Consider the following 21583-nt stretch of genomic DNA (forward strand, 5'->3'; position numbering starts at 1 on the left):
TGACCAGGACCGATTCTAGAAAGCGGCAGCCGCGCAATTAATAGGACTTTTCCTCTAAATGCCTACCTGTGATCCGAAGCTTCCTCCTGGCCCAGGTTACGCAGGACACGCTCGGCCTGACGCCTCAACGGCTCGCGCAACTCCAGCGGCTGCCTGACCTCGAAGTCGAACGGCAGGCCGCACAGGCGCCGGGCGAACCAGTCCAGGTCGTCGGTGCTGGCGCGCAACAGCGTACCGCCATCGACCTCGGCGAGCAGACCGAGGGGCTCGCCGAGCACCGCGACCACCTGCTCCCTCGCCGCCCGCATCAGGATTTCCACCGGGTAGGCGCGCGGCATCCGGGCGAAGCTCTCCCGCAGGTGGCGGAGGGTATCGAAATCCGCCGGTCGCTCGAAGCGCTCCGCCAGCATGCGCGGCGCGTCCAGGCGATCGAGACGGAACGAGCGCAACGCCTGGCGCAGGTGGCAGAAACCGCTGACGTACCAGCAGCCGTTGCGATAGGCCAGGCCGTAGGGATCGAGTTGGCGGAGGGTTTCGGCGCCCTGCGGGTCGCGATAGCGGAACTCGACCCGCGCACGGACCTGGGCGGCTTCGGCGAGGGTCGCCAGCGCCGCCACACTGGTTCCCGCCCGGGCGCGGGCCAGGTCCAGGCTGGCGGTCTCGCGGAGCGCCACGAGGCGCCGCCGCAGCGCATCGGGCATCACCCTGCTCAGCTTGGCCTGCGCGCTTTCCAGGGCCAGCTCGCTTTCGCCCAGGCCGAGACTGCGCACCGCCAGCAGGCCGAGGGACACAGCCAGGGTTTCCTCCGCGCTGAACATCAGCGGCGGGAGCTTGAAACCGGCCACCAGGCGGTAACCGCCATGGCGTCCGCGCTCCGCCGAGATGGGAATGCCCAGCTCCTCGAGGGCGACGATATAGCGACGCAGCGTCCGTCCATCCACCTCCAGGCGCCTGGCCAGCTCGCTACCGCTGAGCTGGCCGTGGCTCTGCAGCAGTTCGAGCAGGGCGAGCACGCGCACCGTGGGCTTGGACATTTTTCGATCCACCGGAAAAATCAGGACCGAATATAGCCTATATCACCCCTACCCTGCGTTCAGCCCGGTTGCGATGCGCAACGCGCGTTACCTGAACGGAGATGGAAAATGGAACCTGTACTGTTTTATGGCGTACCCCACGGCTGTTCCTTCGGCTCGATCGTGGCCCTCGAGTGGCTCGGCCGCCCCTATCGCCTGTGTCGGATCGAGATGCCGCTGGAGACCGGCGAGCGCACCTACGTGCGCCTGAACCCGGCTCGCCAGACGCCCACCCTGCTCCTGGAGGACGGCCGCGCGCTCAGCGAAAGCCTGGCCATTCTCCAGCACCTGGCGGCGCGCGACCTGTGCAGGAAGCTCGGCTATCCGCAGGGCAGCGCCGAGTTCGACGAACTGAACTTCGCCCTCGCCCTCCTGCATACCGAATGCCATTCGGCCTGGGGAGCCCTGTTCTATCTGGAGGACGCCGACGCAACCACGACGGCAAGGGCGCTGACGCGCGCGGCGCGAGCCTATGGCCGGATCGACAAGCTGCTCGGCGACCGCAAGTGGCTGGCCGGCGAAGGGCCGAGCGTGGCCGACGCCTACCTCGCGGGTACCGCTCGTTGGGGACGGGAGCTGGGCTACTTCGACCTGCAACACGACTTTCCGCGCCTACATCGACACCTGGAGAAGCTGGAGCAGGACCCGGCGGTGCGCTTCGCCCATGCCATCGAGGATCGCCTGCCGGCGCAGAGCTGCGGGGAGTTCAGGGGAGAGGTGACACTGGCAGAAGTGGCGAGCCGCCTGCTCGCCTGAAAAGCGCCAGCGCCGGGTCGGTGGCCGTCACTTGCCCTTGGCTTCGTGCAGGCGCGCCACCAGCTCGGCCTCGGCCTGCGACAGCCCGCAGGCCTGGGTCAGGTCTTCGGCGCTGGCGCCGAGCCCGACCAGGCGTGCGGCCTGGCTGAACGACAGCGTGGTCGGATCGCGCTGCTCCAGGCGCGCGACCCGGTCGGGAAGCGGCGCGAGTTGCTTGCCGAGGTCCTGCAAGGCCTCGCCCATGCGCACGTTGACCTGCTGGTAGGACTCGATGCGCTTGCTCAGTTCCTTGAGCCGGCGCTCGCGCGCCGCGCCCTCCTCCGCCTGCTGCGCCAGCGCAGCTTGCAGGCGGCGCAATTCACGGCGCAGCCACAGGCACGCCGCCGCCAGGCCGAGGCAGGCGGCGAGCGCCAGTGCCAGCGCGACGACCTCCATCTCAGCAGGCCCTCGTGTCGGTCGAACGCATCAGATGCTGCCCAGCTCCGACCATTCTTCCTCGGTCATCATCTTGTCCAGCTCGACCAGGATCAGCAGCTCGCCGTTCTTGTTGCAGACGCCCTGGATGAACTTGGCCGATTCTTCGTTACCGACGTTCGGCGCGGTCTCGATTTCCGACTGCTTCAGGTAGACCACCTCGGCGACGCTGTCGACCAGGATGCCGACCACCTGCTTGTCCGCCTCGATGATGACGATCCGCGTGTTGTCGCTGACCGGCGCAGGGTCCAGGCCGAAGCGCTGCCGGGTGTCGATCACCGTGACCACGTTGCCGCGCAGGTTGATGATGCCCAGCACGTAGCTCGGCGCGCCCGGCACCGGGGCGATCTCGGTGTAGCGCAGCACCTCCTGGACCTGCATCACGTTGATGCCGTAGCTCTCGTTGTCCAGGCGGAAGGTGACCCACTGCAGGATCGGATCTTCGGCGCTTTGCGCGGTGGCTTTGCTCATTCCCCTAACCTCTCGAAAACCGCCGCAAGCGGCGGAAGCTGTCTATCAATGGTCGCCGTGCAGGCGCTTGACGGCGCCGCTGGCGATCAGTTCGGCGAGCGCCGCCACATCCAGCAGCGCACACATGTGTTCGATGACCGTGCCGGCCAGCCAGGGCCGCTGGCTACGCTGGCTGCGCCATTTCACCTCGGCCGGGTCGAGGCGGATCGAGCGGCTCACCTGGTGCACCGCCAGCCCCCACTCGTAGCCCTGGACCGAGATCACGTACTTGAGGCCGTCGCGATAGTCGTCGCGGTAGCGTTCGGGCATCACCCAGCGTGCGGTGTCCAGCACCTTCAGGTTGCCCGCCTGCGACGGCAGGATGCCGAGGAACCAGTCGGGCTGGCCGAACAACGGGGTCAGTTCCTGGTTCTCCAGCGGATAGATCGAGCCGAGGCACACCAGCGGCACCGCCAGGGTCAGCCCGGCGACGTCGAACAGCAGGCACTCGAAGGGCTCCGCCGCCCAGGCCGGACGACCGTCGTCGAGCAGCGGCAGGTCGAGCAGCGCCGGCTCGCTGGCGCTCGCCGGGGCGCTCAGCACGCGCAGTTCGATGACCTCGTGGGGCCGTGGCTCGACCGGCAGCTCGCGCAACGTCGTCGGTTCGTCGAGCAGGGCCGCCGGCGCCGGCGGAACCAGGCGCGCATCGCGGACCTGCTCCTCGAGCACCGCGGCCTCGAACTCGTCGAACCCGTGGTCGACCGGCAGCGTTTCCAGCGCCGGGGCCGGTGTCGCCACTTCGGCGACCGCCAGCGCGACAGGCTTCAACGGCGCGGGCGCAGGCGCTGGCGGCGTCTCGACGGGAGGTTCCAGGTCCTCGAAAGTGGCCTCCTGGAGCAACGCATCCAGGTAGGACTGCAAGGCCAGTTGCGAACGGGTGGCGGTGGCGGCGCTCATGTGGGTATTCCGCGACAGGGGTCTACAACGGTTATCGGCCGCACTCCGGTGCGGCTTGAATGCGCCTGTCGGCGCGGCGACCGGCGCGCCATCAGGCCACCCGGGTGGCCGGCTGCTGCGCCAGCAGATGCTTGAGCAAGGCGCGGTAGGCGATCACCCCGCGACTCTTGCCGTCGTGTTGCGACGGCGTGACCCCGGCCCGGCTGGCATCGCGCAGGCGGGTATCGATGGGAATGAACGCCTGCCACAGGTTGTCCGGGTAGTTCTCGTTGAGAATCCGCAGCGTGCTCAGCGAAGCCTGGGTCCGCCGATCGAACAGCGTAGGTACGATGGTATAGGGCAACGCCTGTTTGCGCGACCGGTTGATCATCGCCAGGGTGTTGACCATCCGCTCCAGCCCTTTCACCGCGAGGAACTCGGTCTGCACCGGAATCACCAGGTGCTGGCTGGCGGCCAGGGCATTGACCATCAGCACGCCGAGCAGCGGCGGGCTGTCGATGATCGCATGGTCGAAATCCTGCCAGAGCTGCGCCAGGCTTTTCGAGACCACCAGGCCGAGACCGCTCTTGCCCGGCGACTGGCGCTCCAGGGTGGCCAGCGCGGTACTCGACGGCAGCAGGGAGATGCGTTCGTTGCTGGTGCTGCGCAGCAGCGAGGCCGGCAGCCCCTCGGGGACGTTGCCCTGGTGCAGGAACAGGTCGAAGGCGCTGTGCTCGAGGGTGTCCGGGTCATAGCCGAAATAGCTGGTCATCGAGCCGTGGGGGTCCAGGTCGACCACGACCACGCGCTTGCCGGCATCCGCCAGCAGGCCGGCCAGGGCGATGGACGAGGTGGTCTTGCCGACCCCTCCTTTCTGATTGGCGACTGCCCAGACTTTCATTGCTCTACTCTTCCTGGCATGGGTCCACCCGGTTGGGGCCGCACTACTGGCCAGTTCGGCCCCGGCGCCCGTACGCAAACCATGTTTCGCGCGCTCATGGCGAAGGCGACGGGGAATTGACGGTTGCCGGCGCGGGCGCCGGCGTACCGCCAGTATCTGCAGCTTGCGTGCCAGCTGCCGAGCCTGCGTGGCGGAGCGCCGAATCCGGTTGCGCCTTGCCGCTGCCGACCCCGCTGACGCTGCGCCGTACCTCCAGGTTGCGCGAGATCACCAGCACCACCCGGCGGTTCTTCGCCCGCCCTTCGGCGCTGGCATTGTCTGCCACCGGTTGAAATTCACCATAGCCCACCGCAGCCATCCGCGACGGCTCGACCCCATCGTTGCCGAGCAGGCGGACGATGCTCGCCGCCCGCGCCGCCGACAGTTCCCAGTTGGTGGGATAGCGCGGGCTATGGATCGGCACGTCGTCGGTGAAGCCCTCGACATGGATCGGGTTCTTGTAGGGCGCCAGGATCTTGGCGACCTTCTCGACGATATCGAAGGCGGCATCGTTGGGCAGCGCATCGCCGCTGGGAAACAGCAGGCTGGAATTGAGAGTGATCTCGATCCACAGCTCGTTGCCGCGCACGCTCAACTGGTCGGAGGCGATCAAGTCGCCGAAGGCATCGCGCACGCTGTCGGCGATCCGCTCCAGCGAGTCGGCGCTGGCCGCGTTGTCGCTGGGCTGCTCCTCGACGCTGGTGCGCTCCGGCTCGGTGGTGCGCGGCCGCTCGTCGCCGATGGGAATCGGCTTCAACGAGCGGTCGGGCTGGTTGAACACGCCGGTGAGGGTCTCCGAGAGGATCTTGTACTTGCCCTCGTTGATCGAGGAAATCGAATACATCACCACGAAGAAGGCGAACAACAGGGTGATGAAATCGGCATAGGAAACCAGCCAGCGTTCGTGGTTCTCGTGTTCCTCCTGGTGGCGACGGCGACGCTGCATGCTCGGCTCCGGTCAGTCCATGAAGCCTTGCAGCTTCAACTCGATGGAACGCGGGTTCTCGCCCTCGGCGATGGACAGCAGGCCCTCCAGGAGCATCTCGCGGTAGCGCGACTGGCGCAGCACCAGGGTTTTCAGCTTGTTGCCGATCGGCAGCAGGAGCAGGTTGGCGAAGCCGACGCCATAGATGGTGGCGACGAAGGCCACGGCGATGCCGCTGCCGAGCTGCGCCGGGTTGGCCAGGTTGCCCATCACATGGATCAGGCCCATTACCGCGCCGATGATGCCGATGGTCGGCGCATAGCCGCCCATGCTCTCGAACACCTTGGCGGCCTGCAAGTCGCGGCTTTCCTGGGTGAACAGGTCGACCTCGAGGATGCTGCGGATGACTTCCGGCTCGGCGCCGTCCACCAGCAGTTGCAGGCCCTTGCGCGCATAGGGATCGGGCTCCGCGTCGGCGATGCTCTCCAGGCCGAGCAGGCCTTCCTTGCGCGCGGTCATGCTCCAGGAGACGATCCGGTCGATTCCCCCGGAAAGATCCTCGCGCGGCGGGAAGAACACCCAGCCGAGCATGCCCAGGCCGCGCTTGAGCACGTTCACCGGGGTCTGCAACAGCGCCGCGGCCAGGGTGCCGCCGATCACGATCAGCGCCGCCGGACCGTTGAGCAGGGCTCCGGCGTGGCCGCCCTCGAGAAAGTTGCCGCCGACGATGGCGACGAACGCCAGGATGATCCCGACCAGGCTGAGCACATCCATCAGCGCGTCCCCTCGGCTCGGCGAAGGCGCGCGCAGGTCGTCACGTGGGTGGCCATCGAAGGCAGTCTCCTCATTCCTGCACGCACGCTTACTGGCACGCCTCGACCAGGTGCCGGCCGATGTCGTCGAGCCCGTACACCGCGTCCGCCAGGTTGGCCTTGACCACGGCCATCGGCATCCCGTAGATCACGCAACTGGCCTCGTCCTGCGCCCACACCTGGCTGCCGCCCTGCTTGAGCAGGCGCGCGCCCTCGCGTCCGTCGGCGCCCATGCCGGTGAGGACCACCGCCAGAACCTTGTCGTTGTAGGCCTTGGCCGCCGAGCCGAAGGTCACGTCGACGCAGGGCTTGTAGTTCAGGCGTTCGTCGCCGGGGAGGATGCGCACCGTGCCGCGGCCGTCGACCATCATCTGCTTGCCGCCCGGCGCCAGCAGCGCCAGGCCGGGACGCAGGATGTCGCCGTCCTCTGCCTCCTTGACGCTGATCCGGCACAGCTTGTCGAGGCGCTCGGCGAAAGCCTTGGTGAAGGCCGCCGGCATGTGCTGGATCAGCACCAGCGGCGCCGGGAAGTTGGCCGGCAACTGGGTCAGCACCCGCTGCAAGGCAACCGGACCACCGGTGGAGGTACCGATCGCGACCAGCCGGTAGGCCTTGCGCTTCGGCGCCGCCGAGGTCGACGCCGGGGCCGGCGACGCGCCGGCACTGGCACGCGCGCTCGCGCCGAGGCTGGAGGACGACGCCGGCGCATGGCTGGACGAGGTGGCCGAAGGCAGCGGCGGCAGGCTGATCGAGCGACGATTGCTACGGGCGATGGTCAGGACCTTCTCGCAAAGCAACTGGCGGACCTTGTCCGGGTTGCGCGAGATGTCCTCGAAATTCTTCGGCAGGTAGTCGACCGCTCCGGCGTCCAGCGCATCCAGGGTCACCCGCGCGCCCTCGTGGGTCAGCGAGGAGAACATCAGGACCGGGGTCGGGCAACGCTGCATGATGTTGCGTACCGCGGTGATGCCGTCCATCAGCGGCATCTCGTAATCCATGGTGATCACATCGGGTCTCAGGGCCAGCGCCTGCTCGATGGCCTCGCGGCCATTGGTGGCGGTGCCGACCACCTGGATCTGTCCATCGGCGGAGAGAATCTCCGAGACACGGCGGCGGAAGAACCCCGAATCGTCCACCACCAGGACTTTGACTGCCATAGCTACTCCTCAGAGGGCGACGCTCCTGCGCCGCCGGAAACCCATACGCGGCGTCAGATGCGCCGTGCGTAACGCTTGAGCATGCTCGGCACATCGAGGATCAGGGCGATGCGCCCGTCCCCGGTGATGGTGGCGCCCGCCATGCCGGGGGTGCCCTGCAACATCTTGCCGAGTGGCTTGATCACCACTTCTTCTTGTCCCACCAACTGGTCGACGACGAAACCGATGCGCTGGGTGCCGACCGACAGGATCACCACGTGCCCCTCGCCCTGCTCCTCGTGGGCCGCGCTCGGCACCAGCCAGCGCTTGAGGTAGAACAGCGGCAAGGCCTTGTCGCGGACGATCACCACTTCCTGGCCATCCACGACATTGGTGCGCGACAGGTCAAGATGGAAGATTTCGTTGACGTTGACCAGCGGGAAGGCGAACGCCTGGCTGCCCAGCATCACCATAAGGGTAGGCATGATCGCCAGGGTCAGCGGCACCTTGATGACGATCTTCGAGCCGGACCCCTTCTGCGAGAACACGTTGACCGTGCCGTTGAGCTGGGAAATCTTGGTCTTCACCACGTCCATGCCGACGCCGCGGCCGGACACGTCGGAAATCTCGGTCTTGGTCGAGAAACCCGGGGCGAAGATCAGGTTGTAGCACTCCAGGTCGGTCAGGCGGTCCGCCGCATCGCGCTCCAGCAGGCCCTTCTCCACCGCCTTGTTGCGCAGCACCTCGGCGTCCATGCCCTTGCCGTCGTCGGTGATCATCAGAAGGATGTGGTCGCCCTCCTGCTCCGCCGACAGCACCACCTGGCCGACCCGCGGCTTGCCGGCGGCCTCGCGCTCCTCCGGACTCTCGATGCCGTGGTCGACGGCGTTGCGCACCAGGTGCACCAGCGGATCGGCGAGGGCCTCGACCAGGTTCTTGTCGAGGTCGGTCTCTTCGCCCACCAGCTCCAGGTTGATCTCTTTCTTCATGTTCCGCGCCAGGTCGCGGACCAGACGCGGGAAGCGGCCGAAGACCTTCTTGATCGGCTGCATGCGGGTCTTCATCACCGACATCTGCAGGTCGCCGGTGACCACGTCGAGGTTGGCCACGGCCTTGGCCATGGCCTCGTCGCCGCTGTTCAGGCCCAGGCGCACCAGGCGGTTACGCACCAGCACCAGCTCGCCGACCATGTTCATGATCTCGTCGAGACGCGCCGTATCCACCCGCACGGTGGTCTCCGCCTCGCTCGCCGCCGGCCTGTCGGGCGCCGCCGGACGCGCGGCGGCGGCCTTGGCCGGAGCGACCGGTTTCGCCGCGGGACTCTTCGCCGCGATGTTCTTGGCTACCGCCGCAGCGGCCGCCACGGCTTCGGAGGCGCCGTTGAACTTGCCCTTGCCGTGCAGTTCGTCGAGCAGCGACTCGAACTCGTCGTCGCTGATCTCATCGCCGCCCGCGGCGGCCGGCGCCTTGCCCTGCTCCGCCGGCGCAGCCGCTGGAGCCGCGGCAGCCGGTGCGGCGGGTGTGCCGGCGGCTTCCGGGACATCGCCGAACTTGCCCTTGCCGTGCAGTTCGTCGAGCAGCGCCTCGAACTCGTCGTCGCTGATATCGTCACCAGCGGCAGCCGCGGCCGGCTCGACCGCCTCGGCGGGGACTTGCGCAGGCTCGGCCGAGACCGCCGGCGGGACGAACTTGCCCTTGCCGTGCAACTGGTCGAGCAACGCCTCGAACTCGGCGTCGCTGATCTCGTCGCCAGCGGGAGCCGCGGACGCTTCTGCAACGGCGGAGGCCGGCGCTTCGTCGCCCTGGAGAGCATCCAGCAACTGCTCGAACTCGTCGTCGGTGATATCGCTGGAGGCACTCTGCGCGGGCGCTTCCGGCGGCGCCGCAGGCTCGGCTGGCGGAACGGCCGCTGGCGGCGCTTGCACAGGTTCCGCGGGCGCGGCGCCCTCGGGCTCGGCCAGGCGGGCAAGGGCCGCCAGCAGTTCGGGCGTCGCCGGGGTCGGTTCGGACTGCTCGCGCACCTGGTCGAACATCGCGTTGACCGTATCCAGCGCCTGCAGCACCACATCCATCAGTTCGGAGCTGACGCGCCGCTCGCCCTTGCGCAGGATATCGAAGACGTTTTCCGCAATGTGGCAGCATTCCACCAGCGCGTTCAGCTGGAGGAAGCCGGCACCGCCCTTGACCGTATGGAACCCACGGAAAATGGCATTGAGCAGGTCCATGTCGTCCGGCCGGCTCTCCAGCTCGACCAGTTGCTCGGACAATTGCTCGAGAATCTCGCCGGCCTCAACCAGGAAGTCCTGGAGGATTTCTTCATCGGCGTCGAAGCTCATTCGGCTGCTCCCAGAGACGTGTTACTCGAAAGGATCGGCAGGACCGCTGTCCTGCCGGAAATACCGGCCCGGCTTTCCGGACCGACTTCAGCCCGCCCGCCGGGATCACCGGCATGACGAAGGCTGTGCCGGCAGCCCGCGGATGCCAGCGTTCAATGCTTACTTAACGGCAGCGATGCCGCAGTCTTGAGCCGGGCGGGTCAGAAACCCAGGCTGGACAGCAGATCGTCCACGTCATCCTGCCCGGACACCACATCCTCTCGTTTTTCCGCGGCGACCTGCGGCCCCTCGCCCTTGGCCGAACGCTCCAGCGCGGCCTGGTGGCGCATGCTCACGTGGTCGTGCTCGATTCCGGCGTAACGGTCCACCTGGCCGGCCATCCAGACCAGCTTCACGAGGTTGCTCTCGACCTCGGTGACCAGCTTGGTGACACGCTTGATCACCTGGCCGGTCAGGTCCTGGTAATCCTGCGCCAGCAGGATGTCATTGAGCTGCGAGGACAACTGGCCGGCGTTCTCGCCGCTGCGCACGAGGAACTGTTCGATGCGCTTGGCCAGCTCGCGGAAGCCGTCGGCGTCGATTTCCCGGCGCATGAAGCGTTGCCACTCCTGGTGCAGCTCCCGCGAATCGTCGCCCAGTTGGTTGACCAGCGGGGCGCTCTGCTCCACCAGGTCCATGGTCCGGTTGGCGGCCTTCTCGGTCATTTCCACCACGTAGGAAAGACGATCGGTGGCATCGGCGATCTGCGACATTTCCTGCGCGTGGGGGGAATGCGGGTCGATCTGGAAATCGACGATGGCGTTGTGCAGTTCGCGGGTCAGCTTGCCCACTTCCTGGTAGAGGCCACGGTCCCTGGCCTGGCTGAGCTCCTGGATCAATTGCACCGCCTGCTGGAAGTGCCCCCGTTCGAGACAGTCCACCAGTTCGCGCGCGTGTTTTTTCAGGGTCGATTCGAATTCGTCGCCCGTGGAATCGTTACCAAGCACCATGACACCCTCTTGGCCGGCTTCAGCCGTTGACCCGCTCGAAAATCTTCTCGATCTTTTCCTTCAGGACCTGAGCGGTGAAGGGTTTGACCACATAGCCGTTGACCCCGGCCTGGGCCGCTTCGATGATCTGGTCGCGCTTGGCCTCGGCGGTGACCATCAGCACCGGCAGGTGCTTGAGGCGCTCGTCGGCGCGAACCGCGCGCAGCAGATCGATGCCGGTCATGCCCGGCATGTTCCAGTCGGTGACGAGAAAGTCGAAATTGCCGCTGTGCAGCATCGGCAGCGCCGTGGTGCCGTCGTCGGCCTCGGCGGTATTGGTGAAGCCCAAGTCCCGCAAGAGGTTCTTGATGATGCGTCTCATCGTGGAAAAGTCGTCCACGATGAGAATTTTCATGTTCTTGTCCAAGTAAACCTCCGTACAGACCAGAGCGCGCCCCAGGGGACGCGCCACACATTCTTTTGCGTTAACGGTTACAAGCTGCGGTCGAGGCCGGTTCAGGCCGACCGCCAATCGGCCAGGCGCGCACGCAAACGCGCGGCGCACTGGCTGTGCAACTGGCTGACCCGCGATTCGCTGACGCCCAGTACCTCGCCGATCTCCTTGAGGTTGAGTTCCTCGTCGTAATACAACGCCAGCACCAGGCGCTCGCGCTCCGGCAACTTGGCGATGGCATCCGCCAGGGCCGCCTGGAAACGTTCGTCGAGCAGGCCGTGGATCGGTTCGTTGTGACTGAGGCTGGTGTCTTCCGGCAATCCATGTTCGCCGTCCTGCAACAGGTCGTCGAAGCTGTACAGGCGGCTGCCCTGCGTGTCGCTGAGGATGCCGTAGTAATCTTCGAGGCTCAATTGGAGTTCGGCAGCAACTTCGTGATCTTTAGCGTCGCGTCCGGTTCTCGCCTCGATCGCGCGGATCGCGTCGGTCACCATGCGCGTGTTGCGGTGCACCGAACGCGGCGCCCAGTCGCCCTTGCGGACCTCGTCGAGCATGGCCCCGCGGATGCGGATGCCGGCATAGGTCTCGAAGCTGGCGCCCTTGCCGGCGTCGTATTTCTTCGCGGCCTCGAGCAGGCCGATCATGCCGGCCTGCATCAGGTCCTCCACCTGCACGCTGGCCGGCAGGCGGCCGAGCAGGTGATAGGCGATGCGCTTGACCAGTGGTGCGTAACGCTGGATCAGTTGCTCCTGGGAGTTCTGCGCTTGCGCCTTGCTATACATACGCACTCCAGAGGCCGCTGTCATACGGCCGAACCTGTCGCGGGGTGTTGGACCAGTCGTTCGACGAAGAACTCCAGGTGCCCGCGCGGGTTGGCCGGCAGCGGCCAGCTGTCGACCTTCTGCGCGACCGCCTTGAAGGCCAGGGACGCCTTCGAGCGGGGGAATGCCTCGTATACGGCTCGCTGTTTCTGCACGGCCTTGCGTACCGACTCGTCGTAAGGGATGACACCTACATACTGTAGTGCGACGTCGAGGAAACGGTCAGTGACCTTGGTCAGTTTGGCGAACAGGTTGCGTCCTTCCTGCGGGCTGTGGGCCATGTTGGCCAGGACCCGGAAGCGGGTCATGCCGTGGTCGCGGTTGAGCAGCTTGATCAGGGCGTAGGCATCGGTGATCGAGGTCGGTTCGTCGCAGACGACCAACAGCACCTCCTGCGCGGCGCGGACGAAACTGACCACCGAATCGCCGATTCCGGCGGCGGTGTCGACGACCAGGACATCGAGGTTGTCGCTGATATCGCTGAACGCCTGGATCAGCCCCGCATGCTGCATGGGCGAGAGGTGCACCATGCTCTGCGTGCCGGAGGCCGCGGGAACGATGCGCACGCCACCGGGACCGAGGAGGAGGACATCGCGCAGTTCGCAGCGTCCCTCGATCACGTCGGCCAGGGTGCGCTTGGGCGTGAGTCCCAGCAGGACGTCGACGTTGGCCAGGCCGAGGTCGGCATCCAGCAGCATGACGCGACGGCCGAGATCGGCCAGAGCCAGTGCCAGGTTCACCGACACATTGGTCTTGCCGACGCCGCCCTTGCCGCCAGTTACTGCGATCACCTGTACGGGATGCATGCTACCCATCTGCTTCATACCTTGTGTTGTCGTCTTCCCGGAACGCCCCTTCCAGCGCTCTCCGGTATTGGCGGGAACGATGCGCCATCGCTCCCGGCCCGGCGGAAGCCACCTTCGCTTCCGTCACCCGCGCCACGCGCGGTTCTTCCCACGTCCTCAGCCGGCACGCCGCGCCGGTTGCTGGTAGAGCCCTGCGAACAGCTCGGCCATGGCGTCCTCGCTGGGCTCTTCCGGTGCCTGCAGGCTCACCGCCCGGCTGACCAGTTGGTGACTGCGCGCCACCTGCAGGTCGTCCGGAATCCGCGGCCCATCCGCCAGATAGGCTACCGGGAGACGCTGGGCGATAGCCAGCGCCATCGATTCACCGAGGCTGCCCGCCTCGTCCAGCTTAGTCAGGATGCAACCCGCCAGCCCGCAGTGCCGATAGGTCTGGTAGGCCGACTTGAGCACCTGGCTCTGGCTGGTGGTGGCCATCACCAGGTAATTCTTCACGTTCAGGCTCGGCGACGCCAGTGCCTCGAGCTGCATGCGCAATGCCGGGTCGCTGGCCGGCAGGCCGGCGGTATCGATCAGCACCATGCGTTTGCGCGCCAGCGGCGCCAGGGCCTGGATCAGCGACTGGCCGGGATCGACCAGGGTCACCGGTACGTTGAGGATCCGACCGAGGGTCTTGATCTGCTCCTGGGCGCCGATCCGGTAGCTGTCCATGCTCACCAGCGCCAGGCTCTGGGCGCCGTACTTGAGGACGTAGCGCGCGGCCATCTTCGCCAGGGTGGTGGTCTTGCCGGCGCCTGCCGGGCCGACCAGGGCCAGTACGCCGCCCGCGTCGAGCGGGTCCTGCTCGGGGGTCTGCACGGCACGCGACAGGTGCGCCAACAGCATGCGCCAGGCCTGGCGCGTATCGCCCACCGCGGCGACCCGCTCCAGCAACGGCTTGCTCAGCTCCGCCGGCAAGCCCATGCGCTGCAGGCGCCGCCAGAGATTGGCCTGCTGCGGACGCTGGTGCTGCAACTGGCCCCAGGCGATGGAACCCAGTTGTACCTCGATCAGCTCGCGCAGGCCGTTCAGTTCGAAACGCATTGCCTCGAGGGTCTGGCCGCCCGCCTGGGGCTTGGCCTGCGCCGCCGTCATGGACTCGGCCAGGGACGGACGCGCCGGCTTCTCCTCGGCGAACAATTGACGGTCCTTGCGCTGGTTTTCCGCCGGACGCGCCGTCAATTCGGCGCGCGCCTCGGCGATCCGCGCCTGGGTCTTGCGCAGCTCCACTTCCAGCGCCGGGTTGGGCTTGCTCGGCGCCGGCGGGGCCTGGTAATCCAGCGCCGCGGTCAGCTCGATGCCGCCGGCGACCCGGCGGTTGCCGAGAATCGCGGCGTCCGGACCCAGTTCGTCGCGGACCAGTTTCATGGCCTGACGCATATCGGCGGCGAAGAAGCGTTTGACTTGCATTGCCCGAACCCCTCAGTTCAGTAGTCTTGCCGGCAACCTCAGGTTGCCCGGTGTGCCGGCCCTGGAGCCGGCGCAGCCCTCGTTCAGTTCTGCCCCACCGTCGCGACGATGGTGACTTGCTTGTTGTCCGGGATTTCCTGGTAGGCCAGCACATGCATGCTGGGCACCGCCATCCGCGCGAAGCGCGACATCATCGAGCGGATCGGTCCGGCAACCAGCAGGATCGCCGGCTTACCGAGCATCTCCTGGCGTTGCGCGCTCTCGATCAGCGAGCGTTGCAGCTTCTCGGCCATCCCCGGCTCCAGCAACATGCCGTCCTCGGAGCCTTGTCCGGCCTTCTGCATGCTGTTCAGCAAAATCTGTTCCAACCTCGGCTCGAGCGTGATCACAGGCAGCTCCGGCTCAAGCCCGACAATGCTTTGCACGATTGCGCGGGACAACGCGACGCGAACCGCGGCGACCATCGCGCCGGGATCTTGACTCCGTGGAGCGACGTTGGCGATGGCCTCGGCGATGGTACGGATGTCGCGCACCGGCACCTGCTCCTGGAGCAGCGCCTGCAGGACCTTGAGCAGGGTGGACAGGGAAATCAGCCCCGGCACCAGCTCTTCCGCCAGCTTCGGCGAGCTGCGCGCGAGCAATTGCAGGAGCTGCTGCACTTCTTCATGGCCCAGCAGCTCGTGGGCGTGCTTGTGCAGCACCTGATTCAGGTGAGTGGCGACCACGGTGCTCGCATCCACCACGGTGTAGCCCAGCGACTGCGCCTGGTCGCGCTGGCCGGGCTCGATCCATACCGCCTCCAGGCCGAAGGCCGGGTCCTTGCCGGCGATGCCGTTGAGGCTGCCGAATACCTGGCCGGGGTTGATCGCCAGCTCGCGATCGGGATAGATCTCCGCTTCGGCCACGCTGACCCCCATCAGGGTCAGGCGGTAGGCGTTGGGCAGCAGGTCGAGGTTGTCGCGGATGTGCACCGAGGGCATCAGGAAGCCCAGCTCCTGGGACAGCTTCTTGCGTACGCCCTTGATTCGCGCCAGCAGTTGCCCGCCCTGGTTGCGGTCGACCAGCGGGATCAGCCGGTAGCCGACTTCCAGGCCGACCATGTCCACCGGGGTGACATCATCCCAGCCCAGTTCCTTGACCTCCTGGGCGCGCTGCGCCGGCAGCAGCTCCTGCTGGCGCTGTACCTCCTGCTCGGCGACCTGCTTGGCCTTGTTCTGCCGGTGCCAGATCCAGTAGGCGGCAGCACCGGCCAGGGCGCCGAGGCCGATGAAGGAAACGTGCGGCATGCCCGGCACGGCGCCCATGGCGATCAGGATCGCCGCGGAAATCGCCAGCGCCTTGGGCGAGGCGAACATCTGCCGGTTGACCTGCTGGCCCATGTCCTCGGAACTGGAGACCCGCGTCACCATGATCGCCGCCGCGGTCGACAGCAGCAGCGACGGCAGTTGTGCCACCAGGCCGTCACCGATGGTCAGCAGGGCGTAGACCTTGCCGGCGTCGCCGAAGGACATCGAATGCTGGATCATGCCGATGGCGACGCCGCCGATCAGGTTGATGAAGAGAATCAGCAGGCCGGCGATGGCGTCACCGCGGACGAACTTGCTGGCACCGTCCATCGAACCGTAGAAGTCGGCCTCCTGGGCCACCTCGCTGCGGCGCTTCTTGGCTTCCTCCTGCTCGATCAGGCCGGCGTTGAGGTCGGCGTCGATGGCCATCTGCTTGCCGGGCATGGCATCCAGGGTGAAGCGCGCGCTGACTTCGGAAATCCGCCCGGCGCCCTTGGTCACCACCACGAAATTGATGATCATGAGGATCGCGAACACCACCACCCCGACCACGTAGTTGCCGCCGATCACCACTTCGCCGAAGGCCTGGATCACCTTGCCTGCGGCGCCATGGCCGTCGTGGCCGTGGAGCAGCACCACGCGGGTCGAGGCAACGTTCAGCGCCAGGCGCAACAGGGTCGCCACCAGCAGGATGGTCGGGAACACGGCGAAGTCCAGCGGCCGCAGGGCGTACACGCAGACCAGCAGGACGACGATGGACAGGGCGATGTTGAAGGTGAACAGCACGTCCAGCAGGAATGGCGGGATCGGCAGGGTCATCATCGCCAGCATGGCCAGCAGCAGGACCGGCACGCCGAGGCTGCCGCGCCCCAGTCCCGCCAGGTTGCTGCGCACATTGCTGATCAGTTGCGTGCGATCCACTCTCGACTCCCCTGCCCTGCGTATGGCGCCCGTAGGTGGGCGCCGAACAAACTTTTGACGCCGGAATGCGCGTCGGGCGGGTCACTGCAGGAACCGTTCCAACTTTTCAATTCATTGATTGAAAAGGGTTTTCGCCAATCACCAACTACCGGAGGCGCCACCGCCGCCACTCGAGCCTCCGCCGCCGGAGAACGAGTCCGAAGACGAGCTGGACGAACTCGACGACGAGGAACCCGATGAGCTAGCGTAATCGCCGCCGCGTCGACGCCCTCCCCCCGAGCCGCCGGCGCTGAAATTGCAACCGATGAGCAGCGGCAGGCAAGCGGCGGGCAGGATGATCAGCGCCTCGATGCTGTTCAGCGGGTCGTCCACCAGCAACAGCAGGCACTCCAGGGCCAGGGTCAGCAGCAGGCCGAGCAGGCCCGGCAGGTAGGCCCAGCGCCGTCCTCTGCGCAGCCCCTGCCAGGCACCGGCCAGCATCAGCAGGGTCAGTCCCAGCGAAAGCGGCACGGCCAATCCGTAATGGAGCACCGGCAGGCCATAACGGCCGTAGGCCCAGAACAGCCCCAGCGCATAGAGCACAAGAATGGCGAAGAACCAGCGGGCACCGCGCGAATACTTGAGCAACGCGCCGAAGCCGACGCCCAGGACCGCCACCATCTCCGCCAGCGCCACCATCGCCCCTGCCGGCCAGTGCCGCCCCAGCGCCAACGCCGCAGCGAGCGCCACTACCGTACCCAGGGTCCAGTACCAGGCGCGCGGGCGTACCAGCAGCGCCACCCCGCCGAGAGCGCCGAGCAGGAATGCGATAGCCAGGGTCTGCCGTACCGCGCCGGGCTCCAGCGGGTCGCGCGGCGGCGGCGGCAACGCCTCGCCGTCGATCAGTCGTACCAGGCGCTGCGCCGCCGCTTCCAGGCCGCCGGCGTAGTCTTGCTGACGGAACGCAGGGGTCATGTATTCGCGGATGATCCGCCCGGCATCGATGTCGGTGATCGTTCCTTCCAGGCCATAACCGACTTCGATGCGCATGCGCCGATCGTCCTTCGCCACCAGCACCAGGACGCCGTCATCGATCCCCTTGCGCCCCAGCTTCCACGCCTCGAAGACCCGCGTCGCATAGGCCTCGATGCTGTCCGGATAGGTGCTGGGCACCATCAGGATCGCTACCTGGGCACCCTTCCGGGCCTCCAGCGCGGCCAGCGAAGCTTCCAGGCGGGCACGCTCGGCGGCGTCGAGGGTCGCGGTAAGGTCGGTCACCCGCCGCGCCAGCGCCGGAACCTCCGCGGACTCGTAGCCCGCATCGCGCGCTGCCTCGGCCTCGGCGCCGACCGCCGATGCCTCCACGGCCTCCTCCTCGACATCGGACGCTGCCACCGCGACGGTGACCGGCACCGTCGCGGTGGCAACGGAGGGAATCGCGGCGGCGCAGAGCAGCATGCCGAACAGCCGAAGCATGGCGAGATAACGCGTGATTGCAGACATCCTTGTCTCCGAATGAAATGAACGGGAACCCATTACCAACTGCCCGAGGCACCGCCTCCGCCGCTGGAACCACCGCCCCCGGAAAAGCCGCCGGACGACGAGGAGGAAGAGGAGGAGGAACCGCCGCCGGAGCTTCCCGACGAGCCTCCACCACCCCCACTCAGGCGTACCTGGCCGAACACCAGCAGCCCGAGCATGAGCTGGAACGGTAGCAGGGCCAGCCAGACCAGCGGTGCGTCCAGGCCACCGGACAGCAATCCGAGCAGCAGGTAGGCCGCCAGCAACGCCCACAGTCGGCGGTGGAAACTTTTCCGCCGCTCGCGCCACAGCGAGCGCATCAGGCGGTAGTTCGACCAGCAGAGAACCGCCAGCATCAGCACCCCGGCCGGCCACAGCAGGCCGTAGATGAAGGACACCGCGCTGAACCAATGCGCCGCCAGCCCGAGCAGGGCTACATAGACCAGTACGCCGATCACCAGGTAGAAGGCCGGGCGCACCGTCCACAGCGCGCCGAAGGTCGCGCCGCCGACCAGCATGCACAGCGGAGCGACCAGCAGCACGCTCATCCATTCGCCGGAAGCGCCGGCCAGCGTGCCCAACAGCCAGCAGAGCAGCGCCCCGCCGAGCAGCCAGGGCCAGCGCAGCGCCCGGGCACTCAACAGCACTCCGGCCAACGATCCGTAGATGAAGGCGACCAGCAGCGCCCAGGCTTCCGCCGGCAATTGCCCCAGCGAGACTTTCGGCGCACCCGACGACGCGGCCGCCGGCAGCGTTTCGCCGTCGACCAGGCGGATCAGCTCGTCCACCGCGGCCTCGATCCCGCCGGCGTAGTCACCCTCGCGAAATGCCGGGGCCATCCGCTCGCGAATGATCCGTCCGGCGACCACATCGGGCACCGCACCCTCCAGGCCGTAGCCGACCTCGATGCGCATGCGCCGGTCATCCTTGGCCACCACCAGCAGCAGACCGTCGTCGACCGCCTTGCGGCCGAGCTTCCAGGCCTGGAACAGCTTGTCGGAGAAGGCTTCGATATCGAGGGTACCGGTAGTCGGCAGCATCACCACCGCGATCTGCGCACCGCGTCGCCGCTCCAGCGCCTCGAGCTTCTCCACCAGGCGTTGGCGCGTCGCCTCGTCCAGCGTGTGGGTGGCATCCACCAGCCGCTCCGACAGGGGCAAGGCGACCCATTCCGCCGGCGCTTCGGCGTGCGCAGGCATCCAGGGCAGCAGCCAGGCCAGGGCGAGCAACAGGAGGACAGGCGGGAAAATACGATCAGACAAGGTTCGATCCATGAACGGCAAAGCTCTCATCCCGAGCGGGTATCGGCCAAGGCTGCCACAGCGCGGCGCGCAGCTCCAGCCCGGTCACTCGTCGCGACGCAGGTCCGGCGGGATCGGCAGGTCCTTCAACGGGCTCGGCCGCTTGCCCTTGCCGGCCTGGTACTGCTTGAGCTGGTAGACATAGGCCAGTACCTGGGCCACGGCGAGATAGAGCCCGGCGGGAATCTCCTGGTCCAGCTCGGTGGAGTAGTACACCGCTCGCGCCAGCGCCGGCGACTCCATGACCATCACCTTGTGCTCCTGGGCCACCTCGCGGATCTTCAGGGCCAGGAAATCGTTGCCCTTGGCCAGCAGCAGCGGCGCCCCGCCGCCCGCCGGGTCGTACTTCAGGGCTACGGCGAAGTGGGTCGGGTTGGTGATCACCACGTCGGCCTCCGGCACTGCCGCCATCATCCGTCTCTGCGCCATCTCGCGCTGCATCTGGCGGATCTTCGACTTGACCTCGGGCTTGCCCTCGGAGTCCTTGTATTCGTCGCGGACTTCCTGCTTGGTCATCAGCAGCTTCTGGCGGTTGTCCCAGATCTGGTAGGGCACGTCCACCGCGGCGATCAGCAGCAGGCTGCAGGCCATCCAGAAGGCGCTCCAGCCGACCACCCGCACGCTGTGCAGGATCGCCTGCTCGAGCGGCTGGTGCGCCAGCGCCAGGAGGGCGTCGCGGTCGGCGGAGAGCACCAGCAGGGCCACCGCCAGCACCACTAGGAACTTGATCAGCGCCTTGCTCAGTTCGAGCAGCGACTTGGCGGAAAACATCCGTTTCAGCCCCGACAGCGGGTTGAGCCGGCTGAACTTGGGTTGCAGGGCGTCCATCGAGAACAGCCAGCCGCCGAGGGCGATCGGCCCGACGATCGCCGCCACCAGCAGCATCAGCAGGATCGGCCACAGCCCCTGGGCCGCCAGGTAGGCCGAAGCGCCGAGCAATTGCAGCATGCTCTCGGTATTCATCGCGGTTTCCCGGGACAGCTCGAAATTGCTGCGCATCAGGCGCAACAGGGCGCCCGCCAGGTCGGCGCCGTAGATCAGCAGGCCGCCGGCGCCGGCCATGAGGATGGCCAGGGTGTTCAGCTCCCGCGAACGCGGTAACTGCCCTTTCTCGCGCGCCTCGCGGCGGCGTTTCTCCGTGGGTTCCTCTGTCTTGTCCTGCCCGCTCTCGCTCTCGGCCATGGCTACCTCGCCCGCACCAGTTCACGGAGGAATTGCAGGGCCTCGCCGGCCAGCACCTGGTACTGGCTGAGCAGGTCGGCGGTGCCGATCCAGAGGATCACCAGGCCCAGCACCAGGGTCAATGGAAAGCCGATGGAGAAGATGTTCAGTTGCGGCGCCGCGCGGGTCATGGCGCCGAAGGCGAGGTTCACCACCAGCAGCGCGGTGATCGCCGGCAGCGCCAGCAGCAGCGCTGCGCCCATCACCCAGCCGAGCTTGCCGGCGATGATCCAGAAATGGTTGCCGCTCAGGCCCTCGCCCACCGGCAGGGTGACGAAGCTCTCGGCGATCACCTCGAACACTACCAGGTGGCCGTTCATCGCCAGGAACAGCAGCGTCACCAGCATGGTGAAGAACTGGCCAAGCACCGGCACCGAGACGCCGTTGGCCGGATCGACCATGGAAGCGAAGCCCAGGCCCATCTGCATCGAGATGATCTGCCCGGCGATCACGAAGGCGTGGAACAGCAACTGCAGGGAAAAGCCGAGCAAGGCGCCGACCAGGATCTGCTCGCCGATCAGCAGCATGGCCTTCATGCTCAGCGCGTCCACCTGCGGCATCGGCGGCAGGTTCGGCACCAGCACCACGCAGACGCCCAGCGCCAGGTAGAGGCGCACCCGCACCGGCACCAGCTGGGTGCCGATCACCGGCATGGTCATCAGCAGCGCCGCGACCCGGAACAGCGGCAGCACGAAGCTGGCGATCCAGCCGCCGATCTGTGCGTTGGTCAGCTCCAGCATCAGCCGATCAGCAGCGGGATGTTGCCGATCAGCGTCTGGGTGTATTCCATCAGCTGCCGCAGCAGCCAGGGGCCCAGCACGATCAGGGTGAGCAGGATCACCATCAGGCGCGGCAGGAAGCTCAGGGTCTGTTCGTTGATCTGGGTGGCGGCCTGGAACATCGCCACCACGAGACCGACCAGCAGGCTCGGAACCACCAGCACGCCGACGATCATCGCCGTCAGCCACAACGCCTCGCGGAACAGGTCGAGTGCCACCTCAGGGGTCATGTCTCTCTCCAG

Annotated in this window: 21 protein-coding genes; 1 reads left to right on the top strand and 20 read right to left on the bottom strand. The window is 66.9% G+C overall.

The window, feature by feature from the left end; translation table 11 throughout:
• Window positions 1–62: 62 nt before the first annotated feature.
• Window positions 63–1034: a helix-turn-helix transcriptional regulator gene (locus VQ067_RS18630; protein ID WP_019485668.1), complete on the bottom strand. Its 972-nt coding sequence runs from the start codon at window positions 1032–1034 to the stop codon at window positions 63–65.
• A 108-nt stretch (window positions 1035–1142) separates the two neighbouring features.
• Between VQ067_RS18630 and VQ067_RS18635 the strand changes: the two genes are divergently transcribed.
• Window positions 1143–1829, top strand: a complete 687-nt coding sequence (locus tag VQ067_RS18635; RefSeq protein ID WP_003083103.1) for a glutathione S-transferase family protein — start codon at window positions 1143–1145, stop codon at window positions 1827–1829.
• 27 nt (window positions 1830–1856) lie between these two features.
• Here VQ067_RS18635 and VQ067_RS18640 read toward each other — a convergent pair whose 3' ends face one another.
• From VQ067_RS18640 to fliQ, 19 genes are all read right to left on the bottom strand, one after another.
• A complete protein-coding gene (locus VQ067_RS18640) occupies window positions 1857–2264 on the bottom strand; it encodes a DUF2802 domain-containing protein (RefSeq protein WP_003083101.1) in 408 nt (135 codons plus the stop codon).
• Between the two features lie 30 nt (window positions 2265–2294).
• Complete coding sequence (locus tag VQ067_RS18645) at window positions 2295–2774, bottom strand: chemotaxis protein CheW (protein WP_003083098.1); 480 nt, start codon at window positions 2772–2774, stop codon at window positions 2295–2297.
• A gap of 45 nt (window positions 2775–2819) precedes the next feature.
• On the bottom strand, window positions 2820–3710 hold the full coding sequence (locus VQ067_RS18650) for a CheW domain-containing protein (protein ID WP_033990107.1): 891 nt from the start codon (window positions 3708–3710) through the stop codon (window positions 2820–2822).
• 91 nt (window positions 3711–3801) lie between these two features.
• Window positions 3802–4590: a ParA family protein gene (locus VQ067_RS18655; RefSeq protein WP_003083092.1), complete on the bottom strand. Its 789-nt coding sequence runs from the start codon at window positions 4588–4590 to the stop codon at window positions 3802–3804.
• Window positions 4591–4684: 94 nt separating this feature from the next.
• Window positions 4685–5575: a flagellar motor protein MotD gene (motD, locus tag VQ067_RS18660; protein WP_003083090.1), complete on the bottom strand. Its 891-nt coding sequence runs from the start codon at window positions 5573–5575 to the stop codon at window positions 4685–4687.
• A 12-nt stretch (window positions 5576–5587) separates the two neighbouring features.
• Complete coding sequence (locus VQ067_RS18665; RefSeq protein ID WP_003083089.1) at window positions 5588–6328, bottom strand: flagellar motor protein; 741 nt, start codon at window positions 6326–6328, stop codon at window positions 5588–5590.
• Window positions 6329–6416: 88 nt separating this feature from the next.
• Window positions 6417–7523, bottom strand: coding sequence for a protein-glutamate methylesterase/protein-glutamine glutaminase (locus tag VQ067_RS18670; protein ID WP_003087115.1), 1107 nt, complete (start codon window positions 7521–7523; stop codon window positions 6417–6419).
• Window positions 7524–7576: 53 nt separating this feature from the next.
• Window positions 7577–9838, bottom strand: coding sequence for a chemotaxis protein CheA (locus tag VQ067_RS18675; protein ID WP_023095874.1), 2262 nt, complete (start codon window positions 9836–9838; stop codon window positions 7577–7579).
• 200 nt (window positions 9839–10038) lie between these two features.
• Window positions 10039–10827, bottom strand: a complete 789-nt coding sequence (locus VQ067_RS18680) for a protein phosphatase CheZ (protein WP_003083075.1) — start codon at window positions 10825–10827, stop codon at window positions 10039–10041.
• Between the two features lie 19 nt (window positions 10828–10846).
• Entirely contained in the window at window positions 10847–11221 is a 375-nt protein-coding gene (locus tag VQ067_RS18685) for a chemotaxis response regulator CheY (RefSeq protein ID WP_003083073.1), read from the bottom strand.
• A gap of 101 nt (window positions 11222–11322) precedes the next feature.
• Entirely contained in the window at window positions 11323–12066 is a 744-nt protein-coding gene (fliA, locus tag VQ067_RS18690) for an RNA polymerase sigma factor FliA (RefSeq protein ID WP_003083070.1), read from the bottom strand.
• Entirely contained in the window at window positions 12063–12905 is an 843-nt protein-coding gene (gene fleN / locus VQ067_RS18695; RefSeq protein ID WP_003083064.1) for a flagellar synthesis regulator FleN, read from the bottom strand. Before fleN ends, fliA begins: the two co-directional genes overlap by 4 nt.
• Before the next feature lie 138 nt (window positions 12906–13043).
• Window positions 13044–14333 (bottom strand): flagellar biosynthesis protein FlhF, encoded by a 1290-nt coding sequence (flhF, locus tag VQ067_RS18700; RefSeq protein WP_009314788.1) that lies wholly within the window; start codon window positions 14331–14333, stop codon window positions 13044–13046.
• An 83-nt stretch (window positions 14334–14416) separates the two neighbouring features.
• Window positions 14417–16540: a flagellar biosynthesis protein FlhA gene (flhA, locus tag VQ067_RS18705; RefSeq protein WP_003083059.1), complete on the bottom strand. Its 2124-nt coding sequence runs from the start codon at window positions 16538–16540 to the stop codon at window positions 14417–14419.
• A 138-nt stretch (window positions 16541–16678) separates the two neighbouring features.
• The gene (locus VQ067_RS18710) at window positions 16679–18022 is read right to left on the bottom strand and encodes a TPM domain-containing protein (RefSeq protein WP_033990109.1); all 1344 of its coding nucleotides are present in this window, start codon (window positions 18020–18022) and stop codon (window positions 16679–16681) included.
• A 32-nt stretch (window positions 18023–18054) separates the two neighbouring features.
• On the bottom strand, window positions 18055–19314 hold the full coding sequence (locus VQ067_RS18715; protein WP_029610406.1) for a TPM domain-containing protein: 1260 nt from the start codon (window positions 19312–19314) through the stop codon (window positions 18055–18057).
• Window positions 19315–19386: 72 nt separating this feature from the next.
• Window positions 19387–20523 carry a flagellar biosynthesis protein FlhB gene (flhB, locus tag VQ067_RS18720; protein ID WP_003083056.1) on the bottom strand — a complete coding sequence of 379 codons (1137 nt, stop codon included), beginning with the start codon at window positions 20521–20523 and terminating at the stop codon, window positions 19387–19389.
• Between the two features lie 2 nt (window positions 20524–20525).
• Window positions 20526–21302: a flagellar biosynthetic protein FliR gene (gene fliR, locus VQ067_RS18725; protein ID WP_003133221.1), complete on the bottom strand. Its 777-nt coding sequence runs from the start codon at window positions 21300–21302 to the stop codon at window positions 20526–20528.
• Complete coding sequence (gene fliQ, locus VQ067_RS18730) at window positions 21302–21571, bottom strand: flagellar biosynthesis protein FliQ (protein ID WP_003083053.1); 270 nt, start codon at window positions 21569–21571, stop codon at window positions 21302–21304. The genes fliR and fliQ overlap by 1 nt, the downstream gene beginning before the upstream one ends.
• Window positions 21572–21583: the final 12 nt, after the last annotated feature.

It is taken from the genome of Pseudomonas sp. KBN12P06040 (assembly GCF_037574965.1).
GTDB lineage: Bacteria > Pseudomonadota > Gammaproteobacteria > Pseudomonadales > Pseudomonadaceae > Pseudomonas > Pseudomonas aeruginosa.

Excerpts from the sequence above, each read along its gene's own strand:
- VQ067_RS18685 (WP_003083073.1), bottom strand. The coding sequence starts at position 11,221 with ATGAAAATTCTCATCGTGGACGACTTTTCCACGATGAGACGCATCATC.
- VQ067_RS18650 (WP_033990107.1), bottom strand. The coding sequence starts at position 3,710 with ATGAGCGCCGCCACCGCCACCCGTTCGCAACTGGCCTTGCAGTCCTAC.
- VQ067_RS18655 (WP_003083092.1), bottom strand. The coding sequence starts at position 4,590 with ATGAAAGTCTGGGCAGTCGCCAATCAGAAAGGAGGGGTCGGCAAGACC.
- motD (WP_003083090.1), bottom strand. The coding sequence starts at position 5,575 with ATGCAGCGTCGCCGTCGCCACCAGGAGGAACACGAGAACCACGAACGC.
- fliR (WP_003133221.1), bottom strand. The coding sequence starts at position 21,302 with ATGCTGGAGCTGACCAACGCACAGATCGGCGGCTGGATCGCCAGCTTC.
- VQ067_RS18710 (WP_033990109.1), bottom strand. The coding sequence starts at position 18,022 with ATGTCTGCAATCACGCGTTATCTCGCCATGCTTCGGCTGTTCGGCATG.
- VQ067_RS18640 (WP_003083101.1), bottom strand. The coding sequence starts at position 2,264 with ATGGAGGTCGTCGCGCTGGCACTGGCGCTCGCCGCCTGCCTCGGCCTG.
- flhB (WP_003083056.1), bottom strand. The coding sequence starts at position 20,523 with ATGGCCGAGAGCGAGAGCGGGCAGGACAAGACAGAGGAACCCACGGAG.
- VQ067_RS18715 (WP_029610406.1), bottom strand. The coding sequence starts at position 19,314 with ATGGATCGAACCTTGTCTGATCGTATTTTCCCGCCTGTCCTCCTGTTG.
- VQ067_RS18630 (WP_019485668.1), bottom strand. The coding sequence starts at position 1,034 with ATGTCCAAGCCCACGGTGCGCGTGCTCGCCCTGCTCGAACTGCTGCAG.
- VQ067_RS18680 (WP_003083075.1), bottom strand. The coding sequence starts at position 10,827 with ATGGTGCTTGGTAACGATTCCACGGGCGACGAATTCGAATCGACCCTG.
- fleN (WP_003083064.1), bottom strand. The coding sequence starts at position 12,905 with ATGAAGCAGATGGGTAGCATGCATCCCGTACAGGTGATCGCAGTAACT.
- VQ067_RS18645 (WP_003083098.1), bottom strand. The coding sequence starts at position 2,774 with ATGAGCAAAGCCACCGCGCAAAGCGCCGAAGATCCGATCCTGCAGTGG.
- VQ067_RS18665 (WP_003083089.1), bottom strand. The coding sequence starts at position 6,328 with ATGGATGTGCTCAGCCTGGTCGGGATCATCCTGGCGTTCGTCGCCATC.
- fliA (WP_003083070.1), bottom strand. The coding sequence starts at position 12,066 with ATGACAGCGGCCTCTGGAGTGCGTATGTATAGCAAGGCGCAAGCGCAG.
- flhF (WP_009314788.1), bottom strand. The coding sequence starts at position 14,333 with ATGCAAGTCAAACGCTTCTTCGCCGCCGATATGCGTCAGGCCATGAAA.
- VQ067_RS18635 (WP_003083103.1), top strand. The coding sequence starts at position 1,143 with ATGGAACCTGTACTGTTTTATGGCGTACCCCACGGCTGTTCCTTCGGC.
- VQ067_RS18670 (WP_003087115.1), bottom strand. The coding sequence starts at position 7,523 with ATGGCAGTCAAAGTCCTGGTGGTGGACGATTCGGGGTTCTTCCGCCGC.
- fliQ (WP_003083053.1), bottom strand. The coding sequence starts at position 21,571 with ATGACCCCTGAGGTGGCACTCGACCTGTTCCGCGAGGCGTTGTGGCTG.
- VQ067_RS18675 (WP_023095874.1), bottom strand. The coding sequence starts at position 9,838 with ATGAGCTTCGACGCCGATGAAGAAATCCTCCAGGACTTCCTGGTTGAG.